Here is a 20,072-nt window from a genome sequence, read left to right as displayed (position 1 = left end):
GCCGGGCTTCGGCCCGTGTTCCCGCGCGAGCGAATCGGCGCAGCCAGAATTCGTTTGCGGGCGATGCGTCAGCGCTCCCGTTGCCTGGCAAGCGCCGCAGCGCGCGCCGCGCGTACCGTGTCGAGCTTTTCGCGGATCTTCGCTTCGAGGCCGCGTTCGGTCGGCCGGTAGAACTCGCGGCCGACGAGCGCGTCGGGCAGGCACTGCTGGTCGAACGCGATGCCGCCTTCGACGTCGGGATCGTACTGGTAGCCCTTGCCGTAACCGAGCCCTTTCATCAGCTTGGTCGGCGCGTTGCGCAGGTGCATCGGCACGTCGAGCGTGCCGGTCTGGGCGATCAGGCCTTTCACTTCGCCGAACGCGGCGTAGGCGGCGTTGCTCTTGGCCGCGATCGCGAGGTAGATCGCGACTTCGGCGAGCGCGAGTTCGCCCTCGGGCGAGCCGAGCCGGTCGAACGTGTCCCAAGCCTCAAGCGCGAACGTGAGCGCGCGCGGGTCGGCTAGGCCGACGTCCTCGATCGCCATGCGCGTAAGCCGGCGCGCGAGATAGGCCGGATCGACGCCGCCGTCGAGAATGCGCGTGCACCAGTACAGCGCCGCGTCGGCGTCGGACGAGCGCACCGACTTGTGCAGCGCCGAGATCTGGTCGTAGAACTGCTCGCCGCCCTTGTCGAAACGGCGCGTGCGGTCGGCGAGCACCTGGCCGAGCGTCGCCTCGTCGATGACGCCGTCGTGGGCCACGTCGGCGGCGATTTCGAGCAGGGTCAGCGCGCGGCGCACGTCGCCGTCAGCGGCTTGCGCGATCAGGTGCAGCGAAGCATCGGCGACCTGGAGGTGCAATTCGCCGAGCCCGCGCTCTTCGTCGCGTAGCGCGCGCTGCAGCGCCTCGACGATCGCCTCGACCGACACCGTGTCCATCACGTGCACGCGACAGCGCGAGAGCAGCGCGGAATTCAGCTCGAACGAGGGATTCTCCGTCGTCGCGCCGACGAACAGGATCACGCCCTTCTCGATGTGCGGCAGGAACGCATCCTGCTGCGCCTTGTTGAAGCGATGCACCTCGTCGACGAACAGCACGCTGCGCTCGCCCTGCGCGAAGGCGGTCTCTGCCTCGGCCAACGCCACACGCACGTCGGCGAGGCCGGACAGTACGGCCGAGATCGCGCGGAAGCGCGCATTCGCATATTTCGCGAGCAGCAGGGCCAGCGTGGTCTTGCCGCAGCCGGGCGGCCCCCAGAGCACCATCGAGTGCACGTGGCCCGCCTCGATCGCCCGGCGCAGCGCCGTGCCCGGACCGAGCAGGCGCACCTGGCCGACGATTTCGTCGAGCGTGCGCGGACGCATGCGTTCGGCCAGCGGCTTCAACCCTTCCGGTTCGGCGAACAACTGAGCGCTTGCATCGGCTTTTCTGCGTGGCATGCCGGCATGATACGCGATGCTCTTGCTCGTCATTCCCGCGAAGGCGGGAATCCAGCGCCTTTGCTCTTGATTTCTGGAGAGCGAAAAGTAAAGACGCTGGATTCCCGCCAGGAGCATGCGGGAATGACGGGCAAAAGCATCCAGCGGTATACTTCGCAACCATGCCGCATACCGCCGCCGCTTCGCCGAACTGGACGATCTACGAACCGAAGCTGTGGACCGTGCTGCGGCGCGGGTACAGCCTCGACACGTTCCGTCGCGACGCGGTCGCCGGACTCACCGTCGCGGTCGTCGCTCTGCCGCTGGCGATGGCGCTGGCGATCGCCTCGGGCACGACGCCGGAAAAGGGCCTGCATACCGCGATCGTCGCGGGCTTCCTGATTTCGTTCCTCGGCGGCTCGCGCGTACAGATCGGCGGGCCGACGGCCGCGTTCATCCCGGTCGTGTTCAACGTGATCGAGAAATTCGGCTACGGCGGACTGATCCTGTGTACGCTGCTGGCCGGCTTCATGCTGATCGCCGCGGGCGTGCTGCGCATCGGCACGCTGCTCAAGTACATTCCGAAGCCGGTGGTGACGGGCTTCACCGCCGGCATCGCGGTGAGCATCTTCGCCAGCCAGGTGAAGGATCTGTTCGGCCTGCGCATGGGCGCGGTGCCGGCGGAGTTCTTCGCGCGCTGGCAGGCCTACTTCCAGCATCTGCCCGATTTCACTCCAGCCGCATTGCTGCTGTCGGTCGCCAGCGTCGCCATGATCGCCGGCTTGCGCCGCCTGCGCCCGAACTGGCCGGGATTTCTGATCGCCGTCGTGCTCGGCACGCTCGCCTGCTCGCTGCTGTCGATGCCCGCGGAAACGATCGGCTCGCGCTTCGGCGGCATTCCGGCGGCGCTGCCTCGGTTCGCGATTCCGCACATCCCGCTCGAGCGCACGCTCGAACTGTTCCCGAGCTCGTTCACGATCGCCTTCCTCGCCGGCGTCGAATCGCTGCTGTCGGCCGTCGTCGCCGACGGCATGATAGGCGGCCGCCATCGCTCGAACGCCGAACTCGTGGCGCAGGGCGTCGCCAACATCGCCTCGGCGCTGTTCGGCGGCCTGCCCGCGACGGGCGCGATCGCGCGCACCGCGACGAACATCCGCTCGGGCGGCAGCACGCCGGTCGCGGGCATGCTGCACGCCGTGTTCCTGCTCGTCTTCATGCTCGTGCTCGCGCCGCTGATGCGCTACGTGCCGCTGGCCACGCTCGCCGCCGTGCTGCTCGTCGTCGCCTGGAACATGGCCGAGATCGAAAGCTTCAAGCACCTGATGCGCGGTCCGGTCGGCGATCGCATCGTGCTGATCCTGACCTTCGCGTTGACGGCGATGTTCGACCTCACCGTCGCGATCGAGGTCGGCCTCGTGCTCGCCGCGTTCCTGTTCATGCATCGCATGAGCGAAGTGGTCGCGATGCAGTCGAACATTTCGCTTGCCGACGAGGACGCCGATGCCGACAACCCCGACGGCAGCGAGCCGAACCAGCGCGCGCTGCTGCCCGCGGGCGTCGAAGCGTTCCAGATTTCCGGCCCGCTGTTCTTCGCCGTCGCCAACCGCCTCGACGACGTGCTCAACCAGTTCCCCGCGCCGCCGCGCGTGTTCATCCTGCGCATGCGCCTCGTGCCGCTGATCGATGCGAGCGGCGTCACCGCGCTGCGCCAGTTCCTCGGCCGCTGCGGACGTCAGGGCACGCGCGTGATCCTGTCGGGCCTGCAGGAACAGCCGCGGCGCATACTCGCGCAGATGGACGTCCATGCCGACGGCGAGCGGCTGCGCTTCGCCCCCGATTTCGCCGCGGCGCTGACGCTGGCCAGGGCGATGCCGGCGGCTTGATCGCCGCTTATGCGGTTTGGTTCTAACCAAACCGGTTTTCGTCCTTTTTCCTGACCCGGGAATCGCCCTAACTTGCACTTCGCGGCTCTTTTGCCGCCTAGCGAGGCAAGGCCCATGACCCTTCTGCTCGACCACGGCGCCGCCGTCGAATCGGCCGATAATCGTACTTATCCGGCCGCGGCTCTCACCGACACGGTATCGGCACGCGAAGCCTGGCGCCTGTTCGCCTCGGGCGCGGCGAAACTGGTCGACGTGCGCACGCTCGAGGAGCGTACCTTCGTCGGCTACGTGCCCGATTCGATCCACGTGCCCTGGGCCACCGGCACGCGGCTGACGCGCAATCCGCGCTTCGTGCGCGAACTCGAGGCGAAGACCGGCAAGGACGCGACCGTGCTCCTGCTCTGTCGCAGCGGCGCGCGCGCGGAAGTGGCCGCGGCCGCGGCGCGCGCGGCGGGATTCGACAGCGTGCACGCGATCGCCGAAGGTTTCGAAGGCGATCTCGACGAGCAGCGTCGTCGCGGCACGCGCAACGGCTGGCGCGCGGCCGGGCTGCCGTGGATGCAGGACTGACGCCGGCACGTTCGATGCCGGGCGTCGCGCTCGCCGCCGCCGCAAAAAAAAAGCCGCGCATCCGTCGCGGCTTTTTTGCAAACCCCCATTGCCGCTCGATTGCCTCACGCCTAACATGACCCGTATCGCCATCGCTTTGGCCACTGCCCCAAGGACGCATCATGGTTGACAAGAAACCCGCGCAACTCTCGCTCGGCGACGCCGCCGCGCGCCAGCTTGCGAACACCACCAAGTCCGCGCCGAAACTCGACCTCATCTCGCCGCGCTGGCTCACGCACCTGCTGCAATGGCTGCCGGTCGAAGCGGGCGTGTACCGGCTCAACAAGGTGAAGAATCCGCAGGGCATCGATTTCGCCTGCGCGCGCCGCGACGAATCCGACCTGCCGCAGACCTTCGTCGACTACGAGGCGAAGCCGCGCGAATACGTGCTCAGCGCCTGCGCCACCGTGCTCGAAGTCAATACGCGCATTTCCGATCTGTATTCGAGTCCGTTCGACCAGGTCAAGGAGCAACTGCGCCTGACCATCGAGACGATCAAGGAAAAACAGGAAAACGAACTGATCAACAACCCCGACTACGGCCTGTTCTCGCAGGTCGCCGAGTCGCAGCGCATCCAGCCGCTCGGCGGCGCGCCGACGCCGGACGATCTCGACGAACTGCTGACGAAGGTGTGGAAGGAGCCGGCCTTCTTCCTCGCCCATCCGCTCGCGATCGCCGCGTTCGGCCGCGAATGCACGCGCAGAGGCGTCCCTCCGCCGACGGTAAGCCTGTTCGGCGCGCAGTTCCTCACCTGGCGCGGAATTCCCCTGGTTCCCTCGGACAAGATCGCGGTCGAGGACGGCAAGTCGAAGATCCTGCTGCTGCGCGTCGGCGACAAACGCCAGGGCGTGGTCGGCCTGTTCCAGCCGGGCCTGCCGGGCGAACAGAGTCCGGGCCTGTCGGTGCGCTTCATGGGCATCGAGCGCAACGCGATCGCCTCCTACCTCGTCTCGCTGTACTGCTCGCTCGCGGTGCAGACCGACGATGCGCTGGCCGTGCTCGACGACGTCGAGATCGACAAGTACCACGAGTACGCGCATACCTACGTGAGCTGACCCGATGGCCATTCCCACGCCATCCCTTCCGCTCGCGCCCGAGGCGCCGGCCGGCCTGCCCGACGCGCTGGAACTCGCGCGCTGGGCCGGCGAGTTCTTCAACGCGCTGCCGAACGGCGCGCAGGCGCAGGCGTTGACGCCGCCCGATCCGCCCGGCGTGACCTCGCCGCTGCCGCACGAGTCGCCGGCCGGCGTCGTGCCGCAGTCGCTGCCCGATGCGCTCGCATATGCCTCCGCGGCGCCGTCGCTGACGCCCGATGCGCAGGCTCGCAACGGCGTGCCCGATCTCGTCGCCACGCGCGCGCCCGGCTATGCCGGCAGCCGCGCGCACTCCGCGCAGGCCGTGCCGCAAGGCTATGGCGCCGAAAGCGCACCCTTGATCGATCGCGCGCCGGCCGCTTCGCCGTTCTATTTCCTCGACGCACCCGCAATCGAGCCGCCGCAGTCCGTGCGCAGCGTGCCCGGCGCGAGCGCCTTCGCTTTCCCCGATGCGAATGAATTGGTCGGTCTCGTTCCGAACGAACCGCGCGAAGCCGATGCGCCGGCCACGACCGCATCGAACTACTACTTTCTCGCCGACGCGCCGGCTGCCGCCGAACTCTCGCCGCTCGCCGCGAAAGCCGCGCCGTCGGCGGAACCCGCGCGCCGCGTCGTGTTCGACGTGGCCACGATCCGCCGCGATTTCCCGATCCTCGCCGAACAGGTCAACGGCCGCCCGCTGGTCTGGTTCGACAATGCCGCGACCACGCAGAAACCGCAGGCGGTGATCGACCGCCTCGCCCATTTCTACGCGCACGAAAACTCCAACATCCACCGCGCCGCGCACGAACTCGCCGCGCGCGCGACCGACGCCTACGAGGACGCGCGCAAGACCGTCGCGCGTTTCATCGGCGCAAGTTCGCCCGATGAGATCATCTTCGTGCGCGGCGCGACCGAAGGCATCAACCTGATCGCCAAGACCTGGGGCCGCAAGTACATCGGCGCCGGCGACGAAATCGTCGTCTCGCATCTCGAACACCACGCCAACATCGTGCCGTGGCTGCAACTCGTGCAGGAAACCGGCGCGAAGCTGCGCGTGATCCCGGTCGACGATGCGGGCCAGGTGCGCCTTGACGAATACCAGCGCCTATTGTCGCCGCGCACCAAACTCGTGTCGGTCACGCAGGTGTCGAACGCGCTCGGCAGCGTCGTGCCGATCAAGGACATCGTCGACCTTGCGCATCGTGCGGGCGCGAAGGCGATCGTCGATGGCGCGCAGTCCGTCTCGCATATGCGCGTGGACGTGCAGGCGCTCGATGCGGATTTCTTCGTCTTCTCCGGGCACAAGGTGTTCGCGCCGACCGGCATCGGCGCGGTCTACGGCAAGCGTGCGATCCTCGAGGACATGCCCGCCTGGCAGGGCGGCGGCAACATGATCACCGACGTCACCTTCGAGCGCGCGCTGTTCCACGGCCCGCCCGCGCGCTTCGAGGCCGGCACCGGCAACATCGCCGACGCGGCCGGACTCGGCGCCGCGTTGCAGTACGTCGAACGCATCGGCATCGAGAACATCGCCGCCTACGAGCACGAACTGCTCGAATGCGCGACCGCCCTGATCGCCGACATTCCGGGCCTGCGCCTGATCGGCACCGCGCCGGACAAGGCCAGCGTGCTTTCGTTCCTGCTCGCCGGCTACGCGCCCGAGGAAGTCGGCAAGGCGCTCAACGAGGAAGGCATCGCCGTGCGCGCGGGGCATCATTGCGCGCAACCGATCCTGCGCCGCTTCGGCGTCGAAGCCACCGTGCGCGCCTCGCTCGCGTTCTACAACACGCGCGAGGAAGTCGAACATTTCGCCGACGTGCTGCGCCGGCTGCGCGCCGCAAGACCGCTCTGACGCTTCCTCCCTTCTCCCACCGGGAGAAGGTGCCCGAAGGGCGGATGAGGGAGAGGCGTGACGATTCGCGATACCTTCACATTCGTGCAGCGCTTTTCCCTCATCCGGCGCTTCGCGCCACCTTCCCCCGGCGGGGGAAGGGAAGCAAAAGCTACGGCTTGAGCGGATGCGCTTCCGCGGCCGGCGTCGGATCGCCGACGACGTCGACGCCCTTCGGCGGCACGAACTTGAATTGCTCGGGCGCCAGCTTCGCATTGCGCTGCCACGCCGAAAAATGGATCTGCGTGCCATTGCCGAACGTGTCGCGGAACGTCATGCTCGCCAGCCCCGACGAATCGAAGCCGAGGTCGGCATATTCGAACTGCGGCTCCTTGTCCTTCGACTTGAGGCGCAGCCAGATCTGGCCGTCGTGCTCGCCCTGCTCGCTCGTGGCGAAATCGCGATCGAGCTGGGACAGGTCGGTCAATACGGTCAGCGGGCTGTGCGCTTCCTCGGTGCCCTGCGCACGCACGGTGACCTGTTCGAGGTCGGGATCGTAGATCCACACCTTCTCGCCATCGGCAACGATGAGCTGCTTGTACGGCGCGGTCGTGTCCCAGCGAAACTGGCGCGGAGCCTTCAGCGACAGCGTACCGCTACTGGCCTTGGTCTTGCCGCTGTTCGCATCGCTGACCTGCTGCTCGAAGTTCGCCGAGACGGAGGTCATGCCTTTGGAAAACGCATCGAGGCGCGCGCGCGCGGTGTCGGCGGCGAACAGATTGCCGCAGAAAGTCAGAGCGAAAATCAGAGTCCACTTTTCCATCATTTGCGGCAAGCGTTATTCCCAAGTCTTGTCTTTGAGTTTCTTTTCAAGCGCCTCTCGCTCGCCTTCCGCGAACGCATCGAGCCGTGCCCACTCGGCGATTTCTTCATCGGTATAGATGTGCATCGACACGGAAAGTTTCTCGTAGGCGTGACGATCCTTGTCCCCTTCCCATTCCCGGAACGTTCGAAATGGATCGTCTTTCCTGCGTTTGCTCATTTCATGCCTCCGCCAATGGCACATCGATTTCCGTCACTTCGACTCGCTTTGCCATGCAGTATCCGAGATATGCCTGCACTGCGCACGCAAATGGTCGGCCACCCGACGCACTTCTGCATCATCGACGAAAACGCCGTGAACGCGAATCTCTTGGGTATTTCGTTGCTCCACAAAAAAGGCGTCCCCAAACTCCAATAACGATTCCGAATGGAGCCCTAAAACTGCGGCGGCATACCCACTTCGCTCGGGAAGATGAAAAATCAGCCTCGAATGAACGAAGGATTCAATTTGGAGGGGAAAAACGTCTTTGGATGGCCGCGCTGTTGTCAAAACCACATGGATACCGGCAGCGTGCGCTTTCTGCACCAGACGCGCGATGAGCTCTTCGACCTTCTTGCCGACCATCATCATCATGTCGGCAAATTCGTCGATGATGATGACAATGAACGGCAGCGGCTCGAGCAGTTGCTGATGCGCGTTCGGCATCAGGTCTGACTTGGGCGCGAACAGCGGATCGAGAAGCGGCTGACCCGCATCGGCCACGTCCTTGACCTTCTTGTTGAAGCCGGCGAGGTTGCGCACGCCAACCGCGGACATGAGCTTGTAGCGCCGCTCCATCTCGGCCACGCACCATCTCAAACCGTTGGCGGCGTCCTTCATGTCGGTGATGACCGGCGTGAGCAGATGCGGGATGCCCTCGTACACGGACAGTTCCAGCATCTTCGGATCGACCATCAGCAGGCGCACTTCACTTGGCCGTCGCCTTGTAGAGCAGGCTCAACACCATCGCGTTGACTGCGACGGACTTGCCCGAGCCCACGGCGCCGGTGACAAGCAGGTGCGGCATCTTCGCCAAGTCTGCGACGATGGCGCAGCCGTCGACATCTTTGCCCAACGCGAGTGTGAGCGGCGACTTCATCGAGTCGTAACGCTCGGAACTCAAAATCTCAGAGAGGGGAACCTTCCCTTCTTCTTTCGGCAAATCGAGTAGAGATATCGGTGGGAGTTCCAACTGCGCACCACCGGCCAACAGCGGAATTTGCGCTTCGACCTCGGCACGCTTGCTGTGCTTGATCGCCACAGGATCGAGTATCTCGATCTTGGCCGGCCCACGCTTGGCTTGTTTAATCGCCTCAACCTTACTGGCGACCGCCGCGGAAAATTCAGCCCGATCGAGTGCAGTAACCTTTCGCGACTCAGCACGATCACAATGCGGGCAAATGAACGGGTTGGTCTTGTATCGTCTATCTGGTTGCCCATATTGCGTTTGGCGTAGATAACGCCCACCCCGCCTCCTGCAATACGGACATATAGGGCGACCGAAAGCCACGACAGCAACGATGCAAGCGAGAGCAACCCCTATCGCGAAAATATGCATTACGGGATCACCGCGCATAATTGTCACACCTCCGGCGGCGGCGGCGCGAGCACCTCGCGGTTGCCGTTGTGCTGCGGCGCGCTGACGATGCCTTGCGCTTCCATCAATTCGATCAGGCGCGCGGCGCGGTTGTAGCCGATCTTGAGGCGGCGCTGCACGCCGCTGATCGAGGCGCGGCGGCTTTCGGTGACGATGGCGACGGCCTTGTCGTACAACTCGTCGTTGTCGCCGCCCTCGCCGTCTTCGGCCTCCTCGGGCAGGCCCGATTCGCCGATGACCTTGCCGTCGCCGAGCGATTGCACGTCGTTGACCACGCCGTCGATGTACTCGGGCCGGCCCTGCGCACGCAGATGTTCGACGACGCGGTGCACTTCGTCGTCGCTGACGAAGGCGCCGTGCACGCGCTCGGGCTGCGCGGTGCCGGGCGGCAGGTAGAGCATGTCGCCGTGGCCGAGCAGCGCTTCCGCGCCGGACTGGTCGAGGATCGTGCGCGAGTCGATCTTGCTCGATACCTGGAACGCGATGCGCGTGGGGATGTTGGCCTTGATCAGGCCGGTGATGACGTCGACCGACGGGCGCTGCGTGGCGAGGATCAGGTGCACGCCCGCCGCGCGCGCCTTCTGCGCGAGGCGCGCGATCAGTTCCTCGACCTTCTTGCCGACGATCATCATCATGTCGGCGAATTCGTCGATGATGATGACGATGAACGGCAGCGGTTCGAGCGGCTTCGCAACGGCGTTCGGCATCAGATCGAGTTTCGGCACGAACAGCGGATCGAGCAGGGGTTGGCCGGCGTCGGCGGCATCCTTCACCTTCTTGTTGAAGCCGGCGAGGTTGCGCACGCCGACCGCGGCCATGAGCTTGTAGCGCCGCTCCATCTCGGCCACGCACCAGCGCAGGCCGTTGGCAGCGTCCTTCATGTCGGTGATGACCGGCGTAAGCAGATGCGGAATGCCCTCGTACACGGACAGTTCCAGCATCTTCGGATCGACCATCAGCAGGCGCACTTCCTTGGCCGTCGCCTTGTAGAGCAGGCTCAGCACCATCGCGTTGACCGCGACCGACTTGCCCGAACCCGTGGTGCCGGCGACGAGCAGATGCGGCATCTTGGCGAGGTCGGCGACGACGGGCTTGCCGCCGATGTCCTTGCCGAGCGCGAGCGCGAGCGGCGATTTCACCGAATCGTAGCGTTCGGAACTCAAGATTTCCGAAAGGTAGACGATCTCCTTGGCCTGATTCGGAATCTCCAGGCCAATGACCGACTTGCCCGGAATCACGTCGACCACGCGCACGCTGATCACCGAAAGCCCGCGCGCGATGTCCTTGTCGAGATTGGAAATCTGGCTGCCCTTGATGCCCGGCGCGGGCTGCAGCTCGAAGCGCGTGATCACCGGCCCCGGATAGACGCCGACGACTTGCGCGTCGATGCGAAAATCCTTGAGCTTGAACTCGACCTGGCGCGACAGCGCTTCGAGCGTTTCGTCGGAATAGCCCTTGACCTGCTGCTTGGGCAGGTCGAGCAGCGACATTGGCGGCAACTCCTGATTGGCGCCGCCGGCGAACAGCGGAATCTGCGCCTCGGCCTCGGCGCGCTTGCTGCGCTCGATCGGCGCGGTGTCGCGCGCTTCGATTTTGACCGGCTCGCGTTTCGTCTGCCGGATCGTCTCGACCTTGCGCACTTCCTCGCGCTCGACGCGCGCCGCACGCGCCACGCGCACGTCCTCGACCTTCTTCGCGCCGGCGCCGAGCCAGTCCAGCGCGCGGAAGATGCCGCGGCCGATCGCATCCATCAGCTTGAACCACGACAGGCCGGTCGCGAGCGTGACCGCGATCAGGAACAGCGCCAGCAGGAACAGCGTCGCGCCCGGAAACGAAAACCCGCGTTGCAGCGCATCGCCGATGGCCGTGCCGAGAATGCCGCCGGCATTGGCCGGCAAGTCCCCACGGCGGCCGTATTGCAGGTAGGCGAGGCCGCAACCCGCGACGAAGAACGCCACGCCACCGATCAGTCGCAGCGCGGGTTCGAGCGCCGAGTCGGATTCCTCCTCGCGGTCGCGGAACAGCGCCCAGCCCACGCCGAGCAGCAGCAGCGGGAATGCGTAGGCGAGATAGCCGAAGAACCAGAACGTGACGTCGGCCAGGTACGCGCCGATCTTGCCGCCGATGTTGTGGAGCCTGGCGGGATCGGAAGTCGCGTGCGACCAAGCCGGGTCGGCCGGGCTGTAGCTCGCCAAGCACGCAATCAGGTACACGACCACGGTGAGCAGCGCGATGATCGCGACTTCGCGCACGACGCGCGGCATGACCGGCGTCGCACCGGCGGTCTTGTTCGATGGTTTTCTGGATTCGCGCGGCACCGCGTGAGTCTACCTTAAGTTAATCCATTAACGAATTGTTTTTTCGTCTGTTCTGCGTGCGTACACCGACCATTTGGCATCGCGAATACGGCTTCATGGAAAGCCTCGCCGAATCGGGAATGCCGGCTTGACTCAAACGGTTTCTCGCCCCATCTTGCAAAGCTCCAAAGCGTCGCAGAATTGCCGGAAAACAGTTCGGAACGGGACAAGGAAGCGGTTTGAGGAGATTTCCTGCTCAAGCGCGCAAGCCTGCGACCGCTCCGACTGGAAATCTTCTCGAAACCGCTTTCCCACCGGAGAAATTATACATGACGACCCCGAAGCACAGCCGCCTGATCATCCTCGGCTCCGGCCCCGCCGGCTACACCGCCGCGGTCTACGCCGCGCGCGCGAATCTCAGGCCGACGCTGATCACAGGCCTGCAACAGGGCGGACAGCTCATGACGACGACCGACGTCGACAACTGGCCGGGCGACGTCGAGGGCCTGCAGGGACCTGCGCTGATGGAGCGCATGCAAAAGCATGCCGAGCGCTTCGACACCGATATCGTGTTCGACCACATCCACACGGCCGACCTGAAGGCCAAGCCGCTCCGCCTCGTCGGCGACAGCAGCGAATACACCTGCGATGCGCTGATCATCGCCACCGGCGCGACCGCGAAGTATCTGGGCCTGGAATCCGAGGAGAAATTCAAAGGTCAGGGCGTTTCCGCCTGCGCGACCTGCGACGGGTTTTTCTACCGCGACCAGGATGTCGCCGTGATCGGCGGCGGCAACACCGCGGTCGAGGAAGCGTTGTACCTGTCGAACATCGCGAACAAGGTCACCGTCGTCCATCGCCGCGACAAGTTCCGCGGCGAGAAGATCCTGCAGGACAAGTTGTTCGCCAAGCAACGGGCCGGCAAGGTCGACATCGTCTGGAACCACGCGGTGGACGAGGTGCTCGGCGACGACAAGGGCGTGACCGGCGTGCGCATCAAGGACGTGCAGAGTGGCGCCACGCGCGACCTCAAAGTGCACGGCATGTTCGTCGCGATCGGCCATGCGCCGAACACCGAAATCTTCAGCGGCCAACTCGAGATGAAGAACGGCTACATCGTGATCAAGACCGGGATCGAGGGCGGCGCGACCGCAACCAGCGTGCCCGGCGTGTTCGCCGCGGGCGACGTGGCCGACCAGGTCTACCGCCAGGCCGTCACCTCGGCCGGCTTCGGCTGCATGGCGGCGCTGGATGCGGAGAAGTATCTCGACAAACTGGGTCTGGCGGGATAACAACGAGGGCAGCGTTTTCTTTGGCTCGTCATTCCCGTGCAGGCGGGAATCCGGTTCTTTCTTTTGACGTTTTGCTCGTGATGAAAAACAGGAACTGGATTCCCACTGCGCGGGAATGACGACATAAAGAATGCAGGCTCGTTTCCACTCCCGTCTCGACGACATCGACGCCGCCGCATGGAACGCGCTGCTTCCCGGCGACAATCCGTTCCTTCGTCACGAATTCCTTTCCGGCCTCGAAGAAACCGACTGCCTGCGCGCCGAATACGGCTGGCGCGCGCACCATCTCGCTTTGTATAAAAGTGGAGAATTGGTTGCCGCCGCACCGCTGTACCTCAAAGGCAACTCGCACGGCGAATTCGTCTTCGACTGGTCGTGGGCCGCGGCTTACGAACGCGCCGGACTGGATTACTACCCCAAGCTGCTGGCTGCGGTGCCCTACTCACCCGCCACCGGCGCGCGCCTGCTGGCGCGTCCAGGCGACGACGGCGCAACGCTGCGCGCAGCGCTGATCGAAGCGATCGCCGGCGAAGTCGAGCGCCACGGCCTATCCTCGGCGCACGTCAATTTCGTCGTCGAGAGCGATGCGCAGGCGTTGGAACGAGCGGGTTGGCTCGCGCGTTTCGACTGGCAGTTCCATTGGACGAATCGCTGCGCGGACGATGGCGGCTGGAGCACCTTCGACGACTTCCTCGCGGCGCTAAACCACAAGAAGCGCAAGAACATCCGCGCCGAACGCGCGCAGGTCGCGCGCGCCGGCATCGTCTGCGAGTTGCGCCACGGCGACGAACTCGACGAGCGCGAGTGGCGCGCGATCCACCGGCTCTATCTGCATACCTTCGACGAACGCGGCAATCACGCCGCGCTGACGGAAGCTTTTTTCCGCCATCTCGGCGCGACCATGCCGAAACAGGTCGTCGCCGTGCTCTGCCGGCGCGCGGGGGAGATTATCGCGATGGCCTTCATGCTGCGCTCCGCCGATACGCTCTACGGCCGCTACTGGGGCAGCACCGCCAACGTGCCGGGCCTGCATTTCGAAGCCTGCTACTACCAGGGCATCGAATATTGCCTGCGCGAAGGATTGACCGCGTTCGAACCCGGCGCGCAGGGCGAACACAAGATCGCGCGCGGCTTTCTGCCGACCAGGACGGCCTCGTACCACTACATCGCCGAACCGCGCTTCCGCGCAGCCGTGCGCGCCGCGCTCGCGCGCGAGGCCGAAGCGCTGGAGGAATACCGCAGGGAATTGATGGCGCACTCTCCGTACGCCCGGCATTCCGTCGCGGAACGTTGATCCGCGTTCCCGTTGCTGGTCGGGGTGAGAGGATTCGAACATCCGACTTCTACCTCCAGAACTTAATTTTCCCGTCTGGAAAATTTCTAACAGAATCAAATATATACTAATAAAATCAAATAGTTATAAGAATTTTCCCAAACTTGCGTTATGCCGCGTTACATCGCAAAATAGCTCCTGATGCACTTACCACGCACTTACGGCGTGCATGGGCATCCGCACTTACCGTACTGACGGGAGCATTTACGCGATGAAGGCGAAACTCACTGCGAAGATGGTCGGGGGCGCCGTGCCGTTCGCGTCGCCATACGAAATCCGCGACACCGAGATAATCGGCTTGCTGCTGCGCGTGCAGCCCAGCGGCGTGAAGACGTTCTACATCGATCTGCGGCGAGGTGTACGCGAGCGCATCGGCCCATACCCGGTTACTACTGTCGAAAGTGCACGGACGCAAGCCAAGGTAAAGCTCGGGCATTACGCAAAGACGGGGGAGCGCACGAAGCCGAAGGCCAGGGCGGCGACGTTCGGCGAGTTCATGGACAAGCACTACGCGCCTTGGGCCAAGGTCGAGCGCAAGGCCGGCGCCGCAACCGTGGCGGCGATCAAATCCGTGTGGGGGCACTTCTATGCGCGACCCTTGGGTGACGTGACAGCTTGGGCAGTGGAGAAAACCAAGGTCGAGCGGCTCAAAGCCGGCATCAAGCCCGCGACGGTGAACCGAGACCTGATCCGCATCAAGGCGTCGATCGCAAAGGCGGTCGAATGGGGCATGCTGGCAACGCATCCATTGGTCGGCGTGAAGCGCGCCAAGGGTGAAGACAACGGTCGCGTGCGGTTTTTGTCACCGGACGAGGAAAAGGCCTTGCTGTCCGCGCTGAAGAATCGCGAGACGGCGATGCGCACGCACCGTTTGAGCGGCAACGCATGGTGCAGAGAGCGCGGCGGCGATGGCCGGCGCATGTGGGACAAGGATGAATTCTGCGACCACCTGCAGCCGCTGGTGCTGCTCGCGATGAACACCGGCCTGCGCCGCGGCGAACTGTTCTCCCTGACGTGGGAAGCGGTCGACCTGGCGCGCAACCTGCTCACGGTCCGGTTCGATACCGCGAAGTCCGGCAAGACGCGCTACGTGCCGTTGAATGCGGATGCGCTCGACGTGCTGAGGCGTTGGCGCAAATCGGGCCAAGGAACCGGCCTGGTCTTTCCCGGCCCGACCGGCGAGCGCATGACCAATGTCAATCGCAGTTGGGCGACACTGGTCGAACTGGCGAAGCTCGACAATTTCCGGTTCCACGATCTTCGGCATCACTTCGCGAGCAAGCTCGTCATGGCCGGAGTGGATTTGTATACCGTCAAGGAACTGTTGGGGCATTCCGATTTCGAGATGACGCAGCGCTACGCGCACTTGGCGCCGGAGCACAAGGCCGCGGCAGTTGCCACGCTGACGAAAGCAAAGGGGAAGCCGTGAGCCGCAACACGCCGCGCAAGCGTTTCCACAAAGAAGAGCTTGCAGAAGAATTGACGCGCGGTGCTGCAGCTCGACTCAATACCGACAGGAACGGCATCCGCCAAGTTGTAGACGCCGTGATTGCCTACCTGACCGAAGAATACTCGTCGACCGACATCTACATCTTCGCACGCGTGCGCGATCTGCCCGTAGCAGAGATACGCGCAGCCCTCGCGGCAGGTGAGTCCATTCGCAGCATTCGGAGAAAATACAAAGTTGGTCAAAGAACGGTTCGCAAAATTTTACCGGATAATTGCAATGTGTAAAAGTATAAAAAGAAAGGATGGGCCATCGCTACGTGAGCGGTTTGAGCACGAGATGAAGAAGCGCGGTGCTAACGATGGAATTGCACAAGCTGCGCTGGGAGGCGACCGCAATTGCATTAAAGCGCTGGCCGATATGGGGGTGTCTGTCGTGGAAAGCGCGCAGGCGTTCCCTGATATCCATTTGTATTTGGAGCATGTCCTGTCCTTGATTGCGGAGGGGCAGGAACCCAATGTAGCGTTTGGCTGGAATCGGGTGAGAAAGGGGGCGCCGGCTGCGGGACAAGACTTTGCCGGACTCACAAAGCAATGGCTTATTGGACAGCATATGGCCGGGCTCGTTGCAGAAGGTAAATCGCAACGGAATGCGGCCCGTACAGTAGCGACCGCCAGACACGTCAGTGTCGAGGAAGCAATCCGCTGCTACAAGCTGTTCGTTGCTGTGTAACTTAATCCAGATTTATCTATACAGACAGCCAATAGCGCGCTTGTCTAGTATCCGTCCCGCGCCGCATTCCGCGGCATAACGCGGGGCTCCCATGAAATCCCACACTGCGCTGAAGGTGAGCCTTCAGCAAATCGCCGACATCTCCGGCGAGTCCATTCCGGTCATTTACCGGGCAATCGAAGAAGGGCATCTCAAAACGTTCCTGGTCGGCCGCCGCCGCTTCGCGCGGTACAGCGCCGTCGAGGCTTGGATCGATCTCCTCGAAAAGCAAAGCGATTCGGGCAGGCCCGTCGTCTATCGCTCGCGCGAATACGAACAAGCTCGCCGCTTCGAGCGCCGCGAACCCATCGCGGCCTGACCCTTTCCCGCCAACGAAAAAGCCCGCGCAGGTTTGGCGACCGTGTGCGCGGGCTTGGAGTACAACGAAATGAAATTTACCACGACTGGCGCACATGCGCCAACCACGAACGACGACCTCAAAGGCGGCGCTATCGTAATGGCCGCGCGCGTCATGGATCGCGCGTGCGACGATCTGCGCGCAACGATTGGGCTGGTCAACTGGACAGCCGCCATCGCGGACAGCATTTGCGACGCTGCGCAGCGGGTGCATGGTACTGGCAGTTGCGACAGTCCGGAATGTGCGGCGCTCACCGACCGCATCGAGCGCTTGGCCGAATGCATGAGTTACTTGGGCCGCAAAGCCGCGGCCGATCTTGACGAGCCGCTGACGCTACTCGAAAAACGCGCCGATTGCCTGCGCGATTTGTCCGCTGGCATCGAACTTGATGAAGCGGAACCGATGGCATGACCCCGCTCCCCGCGATTGCAAAGCCGACGCGACGACGCGCAGTTTCCATTTCAGTTAGCCGGCGCTTAGGTTCTTTTTGGCGAGTACCCTCGCGGGTAAAAAAGCCGCATTTTCCGCGTAGTCAGTGCGGCCCGGAGTTAGTGAAATGACGGCGGCGAACCATGCCAGCGTGCTCGACCAGTTGCGCGGCGCCGGCCTGCTCGTCGACACACTCGAAACCGGCCGGCTCGTGCGTTGCAAGGTCGAGGGCGACCGCGAGCGGCGCGGCTGGTACTCGCTGCATGAGGTCGTCACGTCGCGCGGCGACACGCTGATTTTCGGCTCGTTCGGCGTCTGGCATGGGGCCGACAACGGCGCGCAGAAAATCGAACTGAAGAAGTTCGATTTGACGCAGGAACAACGCGCGGCGATCAAGGCGCGGACGCGTGAGGATCGCGAAGCCGCCGAACGCGTCCGCGCCGGCGAGGCCAAGCGCGCCGCGGAGCGCGCACGCGCGGCATGGACAAAGTGCAGCGAGTCCGGCGACAGCGAATACTTGGCGCGCAAGGGCATCGGCGCGCATGGCGTGCGATTCTCTCCGTCCGGCGCGCTCGTCGTGCCGATGCTCGACGTGCACGGGAAAATTTGGGGTCTGCAAGTGATCCGGTCGCGCAAGCGGGCGAAGGCGGACCATCGGCCCGAAAAAGAATTCTGGCCGCGCGGCTTGGTGAAAAAAGAACGCTTCCATCTTCTCGGCATGCCGGCGCCGGGCGGCTTGGTCCTGATCGCCGAAGGCTACGCGACCGCGGCGAGCCTGTACGAGGCGACGCAGATTCCGACGGCCGTCGCCTTCGACGCAGGCAATCTGGCGCCGGTCACCGCCGCCTTGCGCAAGCGATATCGGAACGTGCGCCTGCTGATCTGCGCTGACGACGACGCTTTCACCGAAGGCAATCCGGGCGTTACCGCAGCCAGCACCGCCGCCGCGGAGTCGGGCGGCGCTTGGATCAAGCCGATCTTCGCCGACGAGGCGGCGCGACGCGAGGCGTTCGACAAGCGCAAGGTCAAGCTGACCGACTTCAACGATTTGCACCTGGCCGAAGGCCTGCAAGCCGTGCGCGTCCAGATCTATGCCAAGCTTGCCGCACTGAAATGGTCGCAGACCTTGATGGTCAAGGCGAAGGCCGGCGCCGATGATGCGATGCGACCGTTCCAGACGGTCGACGAGTTGCTGCCGCGGTTCTCGTTGGTCTACGGCGGCCAAGGCATCGCCTTCGATCATGCGCAGCGCCGACGCCTTGCGCTTTCCGATCTGCGCGACGCCTGCGCGCATCGCGAGCTTTTCCGCAGTTGGATGGAATCGCCCGAGCGGAAGATGGTGCGCCCCGAAGAGGTCGGCTTCGATCCGACCGGCCACGATGCCGCCATCACCTGCAACCTGTGGGCAGGCTGGCCGACGTCGCCGCACGCAGGGGCCTGCGAAAAGCTGCTCGACGTGCTGCGGCACATGACCAGCGGCGACTTGCGGCCGAATGACCTCTTCGCATGGGTGCTGCGCTGGCTCGCGTTCCCGATTCAACATCCGGGCGCGAAGATGAAAACCGCACTCGTCGTGCACGGCCCGCAGGGTACCGGCAAGAACCTTTTCTTCGAGGCCGTGCTATCGATCTACGGCCCTTATGGGCGCGTGCTCGACCAGCTCGCGATCGAGGACAAGTTCAACGATTGGGCTTCGCGCATGCTGTTCCTGATCGCGGACGAGGTCATCGCACGAACCGAGGTGTTTCACGTCAAGAACCGGCTGAAGGCCTTCATCACCGGATCGACCATCCGCATCAATCCCAAGGGCATGCCGGCCTACGTCGAGCGCAACCACGTGAACATGGTGTTCCTGTCGAACGAAGGCACACCCGTTGCGATCGACGAGGACGACCGCCGGCATTGCGTGATCTTCACGCCAGAGAAGCGCGAGCCGCAGTTTTACCGCGAGGTCGCCGCGGAGATTCAAGCCGGCGGCGTCGAGGCCTTGCACGACTACCTGCTGACCCTCGACCTCGGCGACTTCAACGAAGCGACGCCACCGCCGTACACGAACGCGAAGGCCGACCTGGTCGACGACTCTCTGGACACCGTTTCGCGCTTCTACTACGCGCTGCAAGCGCAGGAACTCGGGGCGCTCAAGCTGGTTCCGGCGCCGATGGAAGAAGTGTACAAAGTATACAAAGCATTCTGCGCACAGAACGGCTTGCGGTCGACGACGCTGCCGAAGACGCGCGCCGTGCTGAGGCGCCGGCATCGTATCGAAGTGCAGCGCAAGCGATACGTCGCCCGCGCGGCGCATACCATGCGTTCGATCGTGCTGTTCGATGCGCATCGGATGCCGCCCGGCGCTCAGGAAACGATATGGCTGGGAGAGTGCGTCGAGGCTTGGCAGACCGCCTCCGAACAATATCTTGCGGAGGCGGCATGATCGCCGGGCGGCCAATCTATCCTGTGACGGCTGTGATGGCTGTGACGGATGCTGTGACGACAGCAAAACAGGCCGCAAACCCTTGTGCCATGGGGCTTGTACAGGATGTGACGGCATTTTTGCCCATTTCCTTACGTGTGCGCACCCGCACGCATGGACGGGCGTGCGCCCCCGCGCGCGCAAGGAAATATCCCTTCTGTGCTGGAACAAGTCGTCACAAGCGGTCAGTCACAGCCTCGGCGAGGTCGCGGTGGAATTGGACGCGGGCGGCCTTGGTGCGGGACGGGTCCTTTTCGGCGGCGGAGGTTGCGGGGAAGACGACCTCATTCTGTCCGCAGTCACGGATTGGCGCCCAGGGGGTTATATCTGTCTTCGATTCCGGGATTGGCGCATGCTGGTTTTCGTCGAGCATCACGCCGGAGAGCTTGGCGTCGAGCATTTTGCGTGCTTTCCACTTCA

17 protein-coding genes and 1 pseudogene are annotated in these 20,072 nt (G+C 64.1%); 12 read left to right on the top strand and 6 right to left on the bottom strand.

What is annotated here, in order from left to right; all coding sequences use genetic code 11:
* Window positions 1-68: 68 nt before the first annotated feature.
* A complete protein-coding gene (locus QM741_RS14020) occupies window positions 69-1,418 on the bottom strand; it encodes a replication-associated recombination protein A (protein ID WP_415208293.1) in 1,350 nt (449 codons plus the stop codon).
* A gap of 161 nt (window positions 1,419-1,579) precedes the next feature.
* On the opposite strand from QM741_RS14020, the gene QM741_RS14015 reads away from it, so the two are divergent.
* The 4 genes from QM741_RS14015 (at window position 1,580) to QM741_RS14000 (ending at window position 6,817) form a co-directional block, all read left to right on the top strand.
* A complete protein-coding gene (locus tag QM741_RS14015; protein ID WP_415208292.1) occupies window positions 1,580-3,280 on the top strand; it encodes a SulP family inorganic anion transporter in 1,701 nt (566 codons plus the stop codon).
* A 114-nt stretch (window positions 3,281-3,394) separates the two neighbouring features.
* The gene (locus QM741_RS14010) at window positions 3,395-3,850 is read left to right on the top strand and encodes a rhodanese-like domain-containing protein (RefSeq protein WP_415208291.1); all 456 of its coding nucleotides are present in this window, start codon (window positions 3,395-3,397) and stop codon (window positions 3,848-3,850) included.
* A gap of 161 nt (window positions 3,851-4,011) precedes the next feature.
* Window positions 4,012-4,944 carry a family 2A encapsulin nanocompartment shell protein gene (locus QM741_RS14005; protein ID WP_415208290.1) on the top strand — a complete coding sequence of 311 codons (933 nt, stop codon included), beginning with the start codon at window positions 4,012-4,014 and terminating at the stop codon, window positions 4,942-4,944.
* A 4-nt stretch (window positions 4,945-4,948) separates the two neighbouring features.
* Window positions 4,949-6,817, top strand: coding sequence for a family 2A encapsulin nanocompartment cargo protein cysteine desulfurase (locus QM741_RS14000; protein ID WP_415208289.1), 1,869 nt, complete (start codon window positions 4,949-4,951; stop codon window positions 6,815-6,817).
* Window positions 6,818-6,968: 151 nt separating this feature from the next.
* Here the strand turns inward: QM741_RS14000 and lolA are convergent, their stop codons facing one another.
* The 4 genes and pseudogenes from lolA to QM741_RS13980 form a co-directional block, all read right to left on the bottom strand.
* Entirely contained in the window at window positions 6,969-7,619 is a 651-nt protein-coding gene (gene lolA, locus QM741_RS13995; RefSeq protein WP_415208288.1) for an outer membrane lipoprotein chaperone LolA, read from the bottom strand.
* A 15-nt stretch (window positions 7,620-7,634) separates the two neighbouring features.
* Complete coding sequence (locus tag QM741_RS13990) at window positions 7,635-7,838, bottom strand: hypothetical protein (protein ID WP_415208287.1); 204 nt, start codon at window positions 7,836-7,838, stop codon at window positions 7,635-7,637.
* Window positions 7,839-7,919: 81 nt separating this feature from the next.
* Window positions 7,920-8,979, bottom strand: a pseudogene (locus QM741_RS13985) (FtsK/SpoIIIE domain-containing protein); the annotation flags it as partial.
* Between the two features lie 260 nt (window positions 8,980-9,239).
* Window positions 9,240-11,519, bottom strand: a complete 2,280-nt coding sequence (locus QM741_RS13980) for a DNA translocase FtsK (RefSeq protein ID WP_415209130.1) — start codon at window positions 11,517-11,519, stop codon at window positions 9,240-9,242.
* A gap of 362 nt (window positions 11,520-11,881) precedes the next feature.
* Here QM741_RS13980 and trxB point away from each other — a divergent pair, with 362 nt between their 5' ends.
* From trxB to QM741_RS13940, 8 genes are all read left to right on the top strand, one after another.
* Window positions 11,882-12,844: a thioredoxin-disulfide reductase gene (gene trxB, locus QM741_RS13975; RefSeq protein ID WP_415208286.1), complete on the top strand. Its 963-nt coding sequence runs from the start codon at window positions 11,882-11,884 to the stop codon at window positions 12,842-12,844.
* A 130-nt stretch (window positions 12,845-12,974) separates the two neighbouring features.
* Window positions 12,975-14,138 carry a GNAT family N-acetyltransferase gene (locus tag QM741_RS13970; protein WP_415208285.1) on the top strand — a complete coding sequence of 388 codons (1,164 nt, stop codon included), beginning with the start codon at window positions 12,975-12,977 and terminating at the stop codon, window positions 14,136-14,138.
* A 250-nt stretch (window positions 14,139-14,388) separates the two neighbouring features.
* Window positions 14,389-15,606 carry a tyrosine-type recombinase/integrase gene (locus tag QM741_RS13965; RefSeq protein WP_415208284.1) on the top strand — a complete coding sequence of 406 codons (1,218 nt, stop codon included), beginning with the start codon at window positions 14,389-14,391 and terminating at the stop codon, window positions 15,604-15,606.
* Window positions 15,603-15,911 (top strand): hypothetical protein, encoded by a 309-nt coding sequence (locus QM741_RS13960; RefSeq protein WP_415208283.1) that lies wholly within the window; start codon window positions 15,603-15,605, stop codon window positions 15,909-15,911. Before QM741_RS13965 ends, QM741_RS13960 begins: the two co-directional genes overlap by 4 nt.
* Window positions 15,912-15,963: 52 nt before the next feature.
* The gene (locus tag QM741_RS13955) at window positions 15,964-16,356 is read left to right on the top strand and encodes a hypothetical protein (RefSeq protein WP_415208282.1); all 393 of its coding nucleotides are present in this window, start codon (window positions 15,964-15,966) and stop codon (window positions 16,354-16,356) included.
* A 91-nt stretch (window positions 16,357-16,447) separates the two neighbouring features.
* Window positions 16,448-16,714, top strand: coding sequence for a hypothetical protein (locus tag QM741_RS13950; protein WP_415208281.1), 267 nt, complete (start codon window positions 16,448-16,450; stop codon window positions 16,712-16,714).
* Window positions 16,715-16,783: 69 nt separating this feature from the next.
* On the top strand, window positions 16,784-17,164 hold the full coding sequence (locus tag QM741_RS13945) for a hypothetical protein (protein ID WP_415208280.1): 381 nt from the start codon (window positions 16,784-16,786) through the stop codon (window positions 17,162-17,164).
* Between the two features lie 145 nt (window positions 17,165-17,309).
* The gene (locus tag QM741_RS13940) at window positions 17,310-19,613 is read left to right on the top strand and encodes a DUF5906 domain-containing protein (RefSeq protein ID WP_415208279.1); all 2,304 of its coding nucleotides are present in this window, start codon (window positions 17,310-17,312) and stop codon (window positions 19,611-19,613) included.
* Between the two features lie 214 nt (window positions 19,614-19,827).
* On the opposite strand, the gene QM741_RS13935 is transcribed toward QM741_RS13940, so the two are convergent.
* The gene (locus tag QM741_RS13935) at window positions 19,828-20,052 is read right to left on the bottom strand and encodes a hypothetical protein (RefSeq protein ID WP_415208278.1); all 225 of its coding nucleotides are present in this window, start codon (window positions 20,050-20,052) and stop codon (window positions 19,828-19,830) included.
* Between the last annotated feature and the right edge of the window lie 20 nt (window positions 20,053-20,072).

It is taken from the genome of Rudaea sp. (assembly GCF_047601565.1).
Lineage (GTDB): Bacteria > Pseudomonadota > Gammaproteobacteria > Xanthomonadales > Rhodanobacteraceae > Rudaea.
Note: the sequence above shows the minus strand (reverse complement) of the source record. Positions and strands in the feature narration are given on the sequence as shown.